Here is an 11,687-nt window from a genome sequence, read left to right on the forward strand (position 1 = left end):
GGGCCGTGCGACGACGTGGGCAGGATGGCGACGACGGCCCAGCCGATGACGGCCGCGATGACGTGGGCAGGATGGCGACGACGGCCCAGCCGATGACGGCCGCGATCGCGCCCACGAGCACGCCCGTGACCACGGCGTCGCCGGCCCCACCGCCGCCCAGGAGGGCGAGGGCTGCCCCGAGGACCAGGCCGACGGCGAACGCGACGAGAGCGACCCGGCGGCGCAGGCGACGCCGGGACGCCGCCGCACCGCGGACAGCCATCAGTCCGCCGTTCGGCGCAGGACCTCGGTCAGCCGGTTGGCCGCCGAGACGACCGCGGCGGCGTGCAGCCGGCCCGGCTGCCGGGAGAGGCGCTCGAGCGGTCCGGAGACCGACACGGCGGCGACGATCCGACCCGACGGGCCGCGCACGGGGGCGGACACCGACGCGACGCCCACCTCGCGCTCGGACACCGACTGCGCCCAGCCGCGGCGGCGGACTCCGGACAGGATCGTGGCGGTGAACTTGGCGCCCTGGAGCCCGCGGTGCAGCCGGTCCGGCTCCTCCCAGGCGAGCAGGATCTGCGCGGCGGACCCGGCGTGCATCGTGAGGGTGGCGCCGACCGGGATCGAGTCGCGCAGCCCGATCGGACGCTCGGCCGCGGCGACGCAGATGCGCTGGTCACCCTGACGGCGGTAGAGCTGCGCGCTCTCGCCGGTGTGGTCGCGCAGCGCGGCCAGCACGGGTCCGGCCGCGGCGAGCAGCCGGTCCTCGCCGGCCGCCGTCGCCAGCTCCGAGAGGCGGGGTCCGAGCACGAACCGGCCCTGCATGTCTCGTGCCACCAGACGGTGGTGCTCGAGCGCCACCGCCAGCCGGTGGGCCGTCGGGCGAGCAAGATGGGTGGCGGTGACGAGCTGTGCGAGGGTGGCCGGGCCGGCCTCGAGCGCGCTGAGAACGGACGCGGCCTTGTCCAGCACGCCGACTCCGCTAGAGTTGTCCATAGGTCGATATTGGCGTCTCGAAGGCTGAGATGCAAGTACGACGGCAGACGAGCCGGGAAAACCACACTCCCGGACGAGAGAACGAACGAGAGAACGGACCGAGAAGATGGCCGGCACGTTGGCGGAGAAGGTCTGGGACGCGCACGTCGTGCGACGGGGCACCGACGGGGCGCCCGACCTCCTCTACATCGACCTCCACCTCGTGCACGAGGTGACGAGCCCCCAGGCCTTCGAGGGCCTGCGGCTCGCCGGTCGCCCGGTCCGCCGCCCGGACCTCACGCTCGCGACCGAGGACCACAACACTCCCACGCTCGACATCGACCGGCCGATCGCCGACGAGACGAGCCGCACGCAGATCCAGACGCTGCGCAACAACGCCGCGGAGTTCGGTGTCCGGATCCACTCGCTCGGCGACGCCGACCAGGGCATCGTCCACCAGGTGGGTCCGCAGCTCGGCCTCACGCAGCCGGGCCTGACGGTGGTGTGCGGCGACTCGCACACCTCCACGCACGGCGCGTTCGGCGCCCTCGCGTTCGGCATCGGCACCAGCGAGGTCGAGCACGTGCTCGCCACGCAGACGCTGCCGCTGGCGCCCTTCAAGACCATGGCGATCACGGTCGACGGCGAGCTCCCCGTGGGGGCGACGAGCAAGGACATCATCCTGGCGATCATCGCCAAGATCGGGACCGGCGGCGGTCAGGGCTACGTGCTCGAGTACCGCGGCGAGGCCATCCGCGCACTGTCGATGGAAGCCCGCATGACGATCTGCAACATGTCGATCGAGGCCGGCGCCCGCGCGGGGATGATCGCGCCGGACGAGACCACGTTCGAGTACCTCAAGGGCCGCCCGCACGCGCCGGAGGGCGCCGACTGGGACGCCGCCGTGGAGTACTGGCGCACCCTGCGCACCGACGACGACGCGCAGTTCGACGTCGAGGTCGTGCTGCGGGCGCAGGACCTCGAGCCGTTCGTCACGTGGGGCACCAACCCCGGCCAGGGCCTCCCGCTGTCCGGCTCGGTCCCGGTGCCGGAGGAGATCGCCGACGCCGACGAGCGCGGAGCCGCCGAGCGCGCCATCGCGTACATGGGCCTGACGCCCGGTCAGCCGCTGCGCGAGATCAAGGTCGACACGGTCTTCATCGGCTCGTGCACCAACGGCCGCATCGAGGACCTGCGGTCGGTGGCCAAGGTGGTCCGTGGCAAGCACAAGGCCGACGACGTCCGCGTCCTCGTGGTGCCGGCGTCGGCCCGGGTGCGCCTGCAGGCGGAGGCCGAGGGGCTGGACAAGATCTTCCTCGACTTCGGTGCGGAGTGGCGCAACGCCGGCTGCTCGATGTGTCTGGGCATGAACCCGGACCAGCTGGCACCGGGGGAGCGCTCGGCCTCGACGTCGAACCGCAACTTCGAGGGCCGCCAGGGCAAGGGCGGGCGCACGCACCTGGTGTCGCCGCTCGTGGCCGCGGCGACCGCGATCCGCGGGACCCTCTCGTCCTTCGCCGATCTCGACGCCGGCGTACCTGCGCCCGACGGCAGCCCCCTCACCGACCTCCAGACGGTCTGACCCAGGAAGCGAGAGACAGTCATGGAGAAGTTCAACCAGCACACCGGTGTCGGCGTCCCGCTGCGACGCAGCAACGTGGACACCGACCAGATCATCCCGGCCGTCTACCTCAAGCGCGTGACGCGCACCGGGTTCGAGGACGCGCTGTTCGCCGCCTGGCGCGGTGACCCGGCGTTCATCCTCAACCAGGACGCCTACAAGGCCGGCTCGGTGCTCGTCGCCGGTCCCGACTTCGGCACCGGCTCGTCGCGCGAGCACGCGGTGTGGGCGCTCAAGGACTACGGGTTCAAGGTCGTCATCTCGAACCGCTTCGCGGACATCTTCCGCGGCAACTCCGGCAAGCAGGGGCTGCTCGCGGCCCAGGCGGCGCAGGAGGACATCGAGCTGATCTGGAAGATCCTCGAGACGCGGCCGGGCACCGAGGTGACCGTCGACCTCGGGTCGAAGACCATCACGTGCGACGACGTCGTGGTGCCCTTCCAGGTGGACGACTACACGCGCTGGCGCCTCATGGAGGGTCTCGACGACATCGGGCTCACCCTGGAGCACGCCGACGAGATCGCGGACTTCGAGGCGCGTCGCGAGTCGTGGCGGCCCGCCACCCTCCCGGCCAAGCACCTGCCGTCCGTCGAGATCGTCGCGGCCCGGCCGGCTGGCGTGCCGGTCGAGATCGGTCGCCGTCCCAGCCGCCGTCGACGCGGTGCTGGGCGAGATCACCTCGGCGCTCGCCGCGGGGGAGCGTGTGACGCTCACCGGGTTCGGCACGTTCGAGGCCACCGACCGCGCCGCTCGCACCGCTCGCAACCCGCGCACGGGAGAGGCGCTCGAGGTGGCGGCGACCACGGTCGCGCGGTTCCACCCCGGCGCCACGCTGCGTGCACGGGTCGCCGGTGGGTCCGGTGAGCCGCTCGGCGCCGTCCCCGACCTCGGCTCGCTGCAGGGGCTGACCGCGTCCGAGCCGACGCCGGTCGAGACTCCGGTTCCCGCGGCCGCGTCGTCCGTCAAGGTGAAGTCGCCGGGTGGCGCGACGGGCAAGGCTGCTGCGGCCGCGAAGGCCAAGGCGAAGGCGAAGAAGGCCGACGTCAAGAAGCGGGCCGACGCCGCGAAGAAGGCCGACGCGAAGAAGCGGGCCGCCGCCAAGAAGGCGGACAAGAAGGCCGATGCGAAGAAGTCCTCCGGCAAGAGCAAGGGCAAGGGCAAGAAGAAGTAACGCCCGGCCCGTCGATGTGAAGGTTTCGCGCCCGCCCTGGCGTGCCGGTGCGGGCGCGGTCGGGAGCACCCCCGCAGCTGGGAGACGATGGTTCGATGACCGATCTGCTGTACGTCAACGGTGGCACCCCGCTCTCGGGGGAGATCACCGTCCGCGGTGCCAAGAACTTCGTCTCCAAGGCGATGGTCGCGGCGCTGCTCGGTGAGACGCCGAGCGTCCTGCGCAACGTCCCGCAGATCCGCGACGTGGCAGTGGTCACCGGCCTCCTCGAGCTCCACGGGGTGAAGGTCGACGCCGACGCCGAGGCCGGCGTCCTGCACCTCGACCCCACCGACGTCGAGTCGGCGCACGTCGCGGACATCGACACGCACGCGGGGTCGAGCCGCATCCCGATCCTGTTCTGCGGGCCGCTGCTGCACCGGCTGGGCGAGGCGTTCATCCCGGACCTGGGCGGCTGCCGGATCGGCGACCGGCCGATCAACTACCACCTCGACATCCTGCGGCAGTTCGGCGCGGTCGTTGACAAGACCGACAACGGCATCCACATCCGCGCGCCGCGGCGCCTGCAGGGCACCAAGATCGCGCTGCCGTACCCGAGCGTGGGCGCCACCGAGCAGCTGCTGCTCACGGCCGTGCGCGCCGAGGGCATCACGGAGCTGTCCAACGCCGCGATCGAGCCCGAGATCATGGACCTGATCAACGTGCTGCAGAAGATGGGTGCGATCATCTCCGTCGACACGGACCGCGTGATCCGGATCGAGGGCGTCGACCGTCTCATCGGGTTCCGGCACACGGCCCTCGCGGACCGCATCGAGGCGGCCTCCTGGGCGTCGGCCGCGCTGGCCACCGGCGGGGACATCACCGTCCGCGGCGCCACCCAGCCCGAGATGACCACGTTCCTCAACACGTTCCGCAAGGTCGGGGGCGAGTTCGCCATCGACGACGACGGGATCCGCTTCTTCCACCCTGGCGGGGACCTGCGCTCGATCACGCTCGAGACCGACGTGCACCCCGGGTTCATGACGGACTGGCAGCAGCCGCTCGTCGTGGCGCTCACGCAGGCCAAGGGGCTGTCGATCGTGCACGAGACCGTCTACGAGAACCGCTTCGGGTTCACCGACGCCCTCGTCGGCATGGGCGCGACGATCCAGGTCTACAAGGAGTGCCTCGGCGGCCGGCCGTGCCGGTTCGGGCAGCGCAACTTCTTCCACTCCGCGGTGATCTCCGGCCCGACGCCGCTGTCCGCCGCGGACATCGAGGTTCCGGACCTGCGCGGCGGGTTCAGCCACCTGATCGCGGCGCTGGCGGCCAAGGGCACCTCGTCGGTGCGCGGGATCAGCCTGATCGACCGCGGGTACGAGCGGTTCACCGAGAAGCTCGAGGCGCTCGGCGCCGAGTTCAGTCGCGACTGACAGGTAGCATCGGCTCCCGTGCAACCGCCGGCCAGATCCAACCGCGCCTACCGCAACGTCGCCCATGTGGTGCGGCCCCTCCTGCGCGCGATGACCCGCCACGACTGGCGCGGGACCGAGAACTTCCCGCGCGAGCGTGGCTTCATCGTCGCGTCGAACCACATGACGAACATCGACCCGCTGACGTTCGCGCACTTCCTGTGGGACAACGGCGTGGCCCCGAAAATCCTGGCCAAGGCGCCCCTGTTCAAGATCCCGGTGCTCGCGGGCATCCTGCGGGCGACCGGGCAGATCCCGGTCTACCGCAACTCCTCGTCGGCGGGAGAGTCGCTCACGGCGGCCATCACGGCGATCCGGGACGGTGACGTGGTCGCGGTCTTCCCCGAGGGGACCCTGACGCGCGACCCCGACCTGTGGCCGATGGTCGGCAAGACGGGGATCGCCCGGCTGGCCCTGAGCACGCAGGCGCCGGTCATCCCGGTCGCCCAGTGGGGACCGCAGCTGCTGCTCGGCCGCTACAAGAAGCTGCTCAAGCCGTTCCCGCGCAAGCTGGTCACGGTGGTCGCCGGCCCGCCGGTCGACCTCTCCGACCTGTACGGACGCCCGCACGACACCGCGACGCTGCGCGAGGCGACGGAGCGCGTGATGACCGCGATCACCGCGCTGCTCGCCGACATCCGTGGCGAGGAGCCCCCCGCGATCCGCTACGACATGCGCAAGCCCATGGCTCAGGGCGAGAAGAGGGTCGGCGGCGACCACGCGACCCACCCCGAGCTGCCGTGACGGCCGACCAGGTGACGCAGGACCGTCCCGACGTCCCCGGTTCGCCGCGCCTGCGCGCAGCGGTGCTGGGCGCCGGGGCGTGGGGCACGACCTTCGCGGCCGTCATGGCCGACGCCGGCTGCGAGGTGACCGTCTGGGGCCGCGACGAGAAGGTCTGCCGGCAGATCGCCGACGAGCACCGCAACGAGGCCTACCTGCCCGGGGTCGAGCTCCCTGCGCGCGTCACGGCCTCGCACGACGCGCGGGCGGTCCTCGCGGGCGCCGACGTCGTCGCGGTCGCGATCCCGTCGCAGAGCGCGCGCGCGACGCTCACGCCGCTGGCCGACGCCGTGGCCGGGCACGCCGTGGCGGTCTCGCTCATGAAGGGCGTCGAGCTCTCCACCGACCGGCGCATGAGCGAGGTCGTCGCCGAGTCGCTGGGGATACCCGCGGACCGCGTCGCGGTCGTCTCCGGACCCAACCTCGCGCTCGAGATCGCCCACCGCCAGCCGACCGCGACCGTCGTGGCGTCGACCAGCGAGGCGACCGCGCAGCTGGTCGCCCGGGCGTGCGCCTCGGCCTACTTCCGCCCCTACACCAACGACGACGTCGTCGGCGTGGAGCTGTGCGGGGCGGTCAAGAACGTCATCGCGCTCGCGGTCGGGATCTCGCAGGGCCGCGGCCTCGGCTACAACACCATGGCCACGGTCATCACGCGGGGACTCGTCGAGATCACCCGGCTCGGGCTCGCCCTCGGCGCCGACGCCGACACGTTCCCGGGCCTGGCAGGCCTCGGCGACCTCATGGCCACGTGCGCCTCGCCCGACTCTCGCAACCACACCCTCGGCGGTCACATCGGCCGCGGCATGACGCTCGAGGAGGCGATCTCCGCCACGGGCGGCACCGCGGAGGGCGTGAAGTCGAGCCGCTCGGTCCTCGAGCTCGCGACGACGCTCGGGGTCGAGATGCCGATCACGTCCGCCGTCGTGCGGGTGCTGCACGAGGGTCTGCCGGTCGACCAGCTGGCCGCGCTCCTGCTGGCGCGGCCGCACAAGGCCGAAGGGGCCTAGAGAGAGTCGAGGGCCTGCGCGAGGTCCCGCCAGAGGTCCTCGACGTCCTCGATGCCGACCGACATCCGCAGCAGGTCCTCGGGGACGGTGCGCGACTCGGTGGCGAACCGCCGGCGGCGTTCGAGCGTCGACTCCACACCGCCCAGGCTCGTGGCGGGCACCCAGAGCCGCAGCGCCGCGACGAGCGCGTCCGCCGCGTCAGGCCCACCGTGCGGGCGGAGGCCGATGATCGCCCCGAAGCCGTCCATCAGCCGCGCGGCGCGCTCGTGACCGGGGTCGGCGGGCAGGCTCGGGTGCCGCACCTCCGCGACGCCGGGGTGGAAGCTGAGCCGTCGGGCCAGCTCCGCGGCGTTGGCCTGGGCGCGCTCCAMCCGCAGCGCCAGGGTCCGCACCCCGCGCAGTGCGAGCCAGACCTCGAACGGACCGGCGATCGAGCCGTGCAGCGTCCGGTACGCGTGCAGCCGGGCGTGCAGGCCGTCGTCGTCCGCGAGGGCCGCCCCGAGCACGACGTCCGTGTGCCCGGCGAGGTACTTGGTCACGGAGTGCACGACGACGTCTGCGCCGTGCTCGAACGGCCGCTGCACCAGGGGAGTGGCGAACGTGTTGTCGACCCCGACGAGCGCGCCGACCGCGTGCGCGGCCTCGACCAGAGCCGGCAGGTCCGCGACCTCGAGCATCGGGTTGGTCGGCGTCTCGACCCAGAGCATCGAGGCCGTCCGGGGCTCGCTCAGTGCGGACACGACGGCATCGGTGTCGGCGACGTCGACCAGGGTCACGTCGATGCCGAGCCGCTCGCGCAGGTCCTGCGCGTAGCCGAGCGTCACCTGGTACGCGTGCCGTGGGAGGACGAGCCGGCCGCCGGGGGGAACGAGGGAGAGCGCCGCGGCGATGGCGGCCATGCCCGACCCGAAGACCAGGGCGGGGTGCGCTGAGCCCTCGAGCGTGCCGAGCGTCTCCTCGAACGGGTGCCACGTCGCGGCGTCCATGCGGCCGTACAGCGGCTCCCCGGCGCCGGGGACACCCTGCGAGACGAAGGTGGACGAGAGGATCATGGGTGGGTTCACGGGGGCGCCCTGCGTGCGCTCCGGCCGGCCGGCCGCGACGACGAGCGTCGCGGGGGAGAGAGCGTCGGCGGCGTGCGGGTGGTTCGGCGAGGTCACCGCCGCAGGTTACCCGCCGACCGTGTCCGGGGGTTGTCCCACGGATGCTGCCGCGCACGCGGAAGGAGCCCGGTCCGGGGCGGTCCGGCAGGTAGGGTCGGGCGCGATGGACGCCACCTCCCAGCCCTCGGGCCACGACGACACCCCTGCGCCGACCCCCGGGGCCGGCCGCCGCCCACGCGTGATGGTGCTGTTCGGCGGGCGCTCCGGCGAGCATGCGATCAGCTGCGCGACCGCCGGCGGCGTGCTGCACGCCATCGACCGCGACCGGTACGACGTGCTCGCCGTCGGGATCACCCCGGCCGGGCGCTGGGTGCTCGCGGACGACGACCCCGACCGCTGGGCGATCGTCGACGGACGCCTGCCGCAGGTCGAGGACACCGCCGCGCACGTGCTGCTCCCGCAGGCTGTCGACGACCGCGACGTGCAGGTGCTCGAGGCCGGGCGGCTGCCGCGCGTGCTCGGCGAGGTCGACGTGGTGTTCCCGTTGCTGCACGGTCCCTTCGGCGAGGACGGCACCCTGCAGGGCATGCTCGAGCTGGCGGACGTCCGGTACGTCGGCGCCGGCGTGCTCGCGTCCGCGGTCGGCATGGACAAGCACATGATGAAGCTGGTGCTCGCCGGTCACGGGTTACCGGTCGGCCCGTTCCGCGTGGTGCTCCCCGGTGAGCTGGACCGTGATCCCGAGGGTGTGACGGCGCGGGTCGCCGAGCTCGGCCTGCCGCTGTTCGTCAAGCCTGCCCGCGCGGGGTCGAGCCTGGGCATCTCCCGCGTCACGGACCTGGCAGACCTGCCCGCCGCCATCGTGGCGGCGCAGGAGCACGACCCCAAGGTCATCGTCGAGGCGGCGATCGTCGGCCGCGAGATCGAGTGCGGGGTCCTGGGCGGTCACGACGGCGAGCGGGCTCGGGCGTCGTTGCCGGGCGAGATCGTCGTCACCGACCCGAGGCACGACTTCTACGACTTCGAGGCCAAGTACCTCGACGAGGCCGGCGTCACGCTCGCCTGCCCCGCCGACCTGCCCCCGGGGATCGTCGAGGCCGTCCGGGACGTCGCGGTGCGGACGTTCGAGGCCGTGGGCTGCGAGGGACTCGCGCGGGTGGACGTGTTCGTCACGCCCGACGGCGACGTCGTCGTCAACGAGATCAACACGATGCCCGGGTTCACGCCCTTCTCGATGTACCCCCGCATGTGGGAGGCGTCGGGCGTGGGCTACGCCGAGCTCGTCGACGAGCTCCTGCGGCTCGCCCTGGCGCGTCCGACCGGCCTCCGTTGAGCCACCAGGCCGTCCGCGCCGCCGCAGGTTACGCTTCGGGCCATCGTGACGGAGCGGACGGCGGCATCGCCGGTCGTGCAGTCACGGTCGGGACGTCTCACCGCCGCCCCACCGCACCCCCGATCGGGAGTGCTCCGCCTGGCCGACACGATGTGACGGCTCCCTGCAGAATGGTTGTGACCGTCATGGGTGCTCCCCACGTCGCCTCACCGCGACTCCTGCTCGTCGAGTCCGTCCGCGGCCACCGCGCATGAGCGCCACCGCGTCGCCGGCGCCCGCCGCGCCGCCCCGAGCGGCAAGGAACGCCCAGGACTACACCGCGCTGGCCGCCTACGTGCGAGAGTCCGGCCTCCTCAAGCGCCGTTACGGGTACTACTGGACGCGGATGACCGCGACCGCCGCCGCCTTCGCGGGCATCTGGGTGGCCGTCGTGCTCGTCGGCAACTCGTGGTGGCAGCTCGCGGTGGCCGCGGCGTTCGCGGTCGTGCTCACCCAGGGCGCCTTCCTCGGCCACGACAGCGCGCACCGGCAGGTCTTCACGTCAGGGGCGTGGAACGACTGGACGGCGCGGATCTGGGCCTGCGCCTTCGGCGGGCTCAGCGCCGCGTGGTGGCGCAACAAGCACAACCGGCACCACGCCTCACCCAACCAGCAGGGCACGGACCCGGACATCGCCCCCGGCGTCGTCGTCTGGACGTCGGACGTGCTCGACACCCGCACCGGCTTTCGCGGCTGGTTCGGGCGCAACCAGGGGTGGTTCTTCTTCCCGCTGCTCACCCTCGAGGGGCTGAGCCTGCACGTGTCGAGCCTGCGCCTGCTGCTGGGCAGGGGTCCCGTGCCGCACCGCTGGGTCGAGCTGTCGATGATCCTCACCCGACTGGTGGCGTACCCGGTCGCCCTGTTCGTCCTGCTCCCGCCCGGCAAGGCCGTCGCGTTCATCGGGGTGCAGATGGCCCTGTTCGGCGTGATGCTCGGCGGCTCGTTCGCGCCGAACCACAAGGGCATGCCCATCATCCCGGCCGGTCTCAAGGTGGACTTCCTGCGCCGTCAGGTCCTCACGTCGCGGAACATCAAGGGCGGGGCGGCGGTCGACTTCGTGATGGGCGGCCTGAACTACCAGGTCGAGCACCACCTGTTCCCGAGCATGCCGCGCCCCAACCTCAAGCACGTGCAGCCCGTGGTCCGCGACTACTGCGAGCAGCTGGGCGTGAAGTACACCGAGGTCGGCTTCTTCCGGTCCTACCGGATCATCGTCGAGTACCTCAACCGCGTCGGGCTCGCGGACCGCGCGGCGTTCGACTGCCCGGTCGCCGCGCAGTACGGGCGCTGACCGGCTAGACGCAGGAGCGGACCTGCTCCGTCAGCGCGACGGCCGGACCGAGCTGGTCGACGAAGGCCGTCGAGCGCTCCTCGGCGACCTGGGACGGCACGTGCAGCTCGACCGCGGGCACGCGGCCGTAGGTGGTGAACGTCCAGCCGCCGTCGTCGTCCTCGACGATGACCCAGTCGATGCTGGGGCCGCCGGGCGTCTCCACGGTTTGGCAGTGCTCGGTGGTCGGGGCCAGCGGCTCCACGCCGCAGCGCAGGACGACCGGAGCGGCCGTGTCGCCCCAGGCGGTCGTCGCCTGGGCGTTGGTGTCGCGCTGCGGCAGCCCGTCGCCGAGCGAGTCGGGCATCGCCAGCACGACGCTCGCGCACACGGGGTCGGTCGCGTCGGGGGCCACCTCAGCGGGCACCACGCTCGCGCAGCCCGCCAGCGCGGCGACACCGGCCACCGGGGCGATCAGGAGCAGTCGTCGGCGGATCCGGGGCACCGGCCCACCGTAACCCGTGCGCCGCGCCGACCCTCTACCGTGTCCGGGTGACCGGCGACACCCCTGCACCCTCCGACGGCCCCCTCGTGTCGGACCTGTCCGAGGACGGGCTCCTGGCACGCATCTTCCCCCTGCTTCCCGTCGGCGCCGACACCGAGCTGGCCCCGGGGGACGACGCCGCCGTGGTGGCCGCGCCGGACGGCCGGTTCGTGGTCACCACCGACGTGCTGGTCGAGGACCGGCACTTCCGCCGGGCGTGGTCGTCGGGCGAGGACGTCGGCCGCCGCGCGGCGGTGCAGAACCTGGCGGACGTGGCCGCGATGGGCGCGCGACCGACCAGCCTGGTGGTCGCGCTCGTGATCCCGGGCGACCTGCCGGCGTCGTGGGTCGAGGGCCTCGCGCGCGGGCTGGCGGCCGAGTGCGGTCCGCTCGGCGTGGGGG

12 protein-coding genes and 2 pseudogenes are annotated in these 11,687 nt (G+C 72.7%); 10 read left to right on the forward strand and 4 right to left on the reverse strand.

What is annotated here, in order from left to right; translation table 11 throughout:
• A partial coding sequence (locus AC1DUQ_RS12440; protein ID WP_477073882.1) for a hypothetical protein occupies positions 1–262 on the reverse strand: 262 nt, incomplete at its 3' end.
• Entirely contained in the window at positions 262–981 is a 720-nt protein-coding gene (locus AC1DUQ_RS12445; RefSeq protein ID WP_028046824.1) for an IclR family transcriptional regulator, read from the reverse strand. The genes AC1DUQ_RS12440 and AC1DUQ_RS12445, both read right to left, overlap by 1 nt.
• Before the next feature lie 106 nt (positions 982–1,087).
• On the opposite strand from AC1DUQ_RS12445, the gene leuC reads away from it, so the two are divergent.
• The 7 genes and pseudogenes from leuC (at position 1,088) to AC1DUQ_RS12480 (ending at position 6,996) form a co-directional block, all read left to right on the forward strand.
• Positions 1,088–2,542, forward strand: coding sequence for a 3-isopropylmalate dehydratase large subunit (gene leuC, locus AC1DUQ_RS12450; RefSeq protein ID WP_477063023.1), 1,455 nt, complete (start codon positions 1,088–1,090; stop codon positions 2,540–2,542).
• A gap of 21 nt (positions 2,543–2,563) precedes the next feature.
• Positions 2,564–3,157: pseudogene (gene leuD / locus AC1DUQ_RS12455) on the forward strand (3-isopropylmalate dehydratase small subunit); the annotation flags it as partial.
• Between the two features lie 85 nt (positions 3,158–3,242).
• Positions 3,243–3,368 (forward strand): annotated as a pseudogene (locus AC1DUQ_RS12460) (HU family DNA-binding protein); the annotation flags it as partial.
• A gap of 3 nt (positions 3,369–3,371) precedes the next feature.
• Positions 3,372–3,752, forward strand: coding sequence for a hypothetical protein (locus tag AC1DUQ_RS12465; RefSeq protein WP_477073885.1), 381 nt, complete (start codon positions 3,372–3,374; stop codon positions 3,750–3,752).
• Positions 3,753–3,847: 95 nt separating this feature from the next.
• Positions 3,848–5,164 carry a UDP-N-acetylglucosamine 1-carboxyvinyltransferase gene (gene murA / locus AC1DUQ_RS12470; protein ID WP_477063020.1) on the forward strand — a complete coding sequence of 439 codons (1,317 nt, stop codon included), beginning with the start codon at positions 3,848–3,850 and terminating at the stop codon, positions 5,162–5,164.
• Positions 5,165–5,182: 18 nt separating this feature from the next.
• Positions 5,183–5,947 carry a lysophospholipid acyltransferase family protein gene (locus AC1DUQ_RS12475; RefSeq protein WP_477063019.1) on the forward strand — a complete coding sequence of 255 codons (765 nt, stop codon included), beginning with the start codon at positions 5,183–5,185 and terminating at the stop codon, positions 5,945–5,947.
• A complete protein-coding gene (locus tag AC1DUQ_RS12480; protein WP_477063018.1) occupies positions 5,944–6,996 on the forward strand; it encodes an NAD(P)H-dependent glycerol-3-phosphate dehydrogenase in 1,053 nt (350 codons plus the stop codon). Before AC1DUQ_RS12475 ends, AC1DUQ_RS12480 begins: the two co-directional genes overlap by 4 nt.
• On the opposite strand, the gene AC1DUQ_RS12485 is transcribed toward AC1DUQ_RS12480, so the two are convergent.
• Positions 6,993–8,156, reverse strand: coding sequence for a trans-sulfuration enzyme family protein (locus AC1DUQ_RS12485; protein WP_477073883.1), 1,164 nt, complete (start codon positions 8,154–8,156; stop codon positions 6,993–6,995). The two genes, AC1DUQ_RS12480 and AC1DUQ_RS12485, sit on opposite strands and share 4 nt — an antisense overlap.
• 106 nt (positions 8,157–8,262) lie before the next feature.
• On the opposite strand from AC1DUQ_RS12485, the gene AC1DUQ_RS12490 reads away from it, so the two are divergent.
• Together AC1DUQ_RS12490 and AC1DUQ_RS12495 are read left to right on the forward strand one after the other, a co-directional pair.
• The gene (locus tag AC1DUQ_RS12490) at positions 8,263–9,432 is read left to right on the forward strand and encodes a D-alanine--D-alanine ligase family protein (RefSeq protein ID WP_477063016.1); all 1,170 of its coding nucleotides are present in this window, start codon (positions 8,263–8,265) and stop codon (positions 9,430–9,432) included.
• A gap of 250 nt (positions 9,433–9,682) precedes the next feature.
• Entirely contained in the window at positions 9,683–10,762 is a 1,080-nt protein-coding gene (locus tag AC1DUQ_RS12495) for a fatty acid desaturase family protein (protein WP_477063015.1), read from the forward strand.
• Positions 10,763–10,766: 4 nt separating this feature from the next.
• On the opposite strand, the gene AC1DUQ_RS12500 is transcribed toward AC1DUQ_RS12495, so the two are convergent.
• A complete protein-coding gene (locus AC1DUQ_RS12500; RefSeq protein WP_477063014.1) occupies positions 10,767–11,246 on the reverse strand; it encodes a DUF3515 family protein in 480 nt (159 codons plus the stop codon).
• A 47-nt stretch (positions 11,247–11,293) separates the two neighbouring features.
• Between AC1DUQ_RS12500 and AC1DUQ_RS12505 the strand changes: the two genes are divergently transcribed.
• The coding region (locus tag AC1DUQ_RS12505; RefSeq protein WP_477073884.1) for a thiamine-phosphate kinase at positions 11,294–11,687 on the forward strand (394 nt) is incomplete at its 3' end.

Source organism: Cellulomonas sp. P4_B5_2 (genome assembly GCF_056402235.1).

Bases quoted from the DNA above. Each gene is read 5' to 3' on its own strand.
- AC1DUQ_RS12445 (WP_028046824.1), bottom strand. From the start codon at position 981: ATGGACAACTCTAGCGGAGTCGGCGTGCTGGACAAGGCCGCGTCCGTT.
- leuC (WP_477063023.1), top strand. From the start codon at position 1,088: ATGGCCGGCACGTTGGCGGAGAAGGTCTGGGACGCGCACGTCGTGCGA.
- AC1DUQ_RS12490 (WP_477063016.1), top strand. From the start codon at position 8,263: ATGGACGCCACCTCCCAGCCCTCGGGCCACGACGACACCCCTGCGCCG.
- AC1DUQ_RS12495 (WP_477063015.1), top strand. From the start codon at position 9,683: ATGAGCGCCACCGCGTCGCCGGCGCCCGCCGCGCCGCCCCGAGCGGCA.
- murA (WP_477063020.1), top strand. From the start codon at position 3,848: ATGACCGATCTGCTGTACGTCAACGGTGGCACCCCGCTCTCGGGGGAG.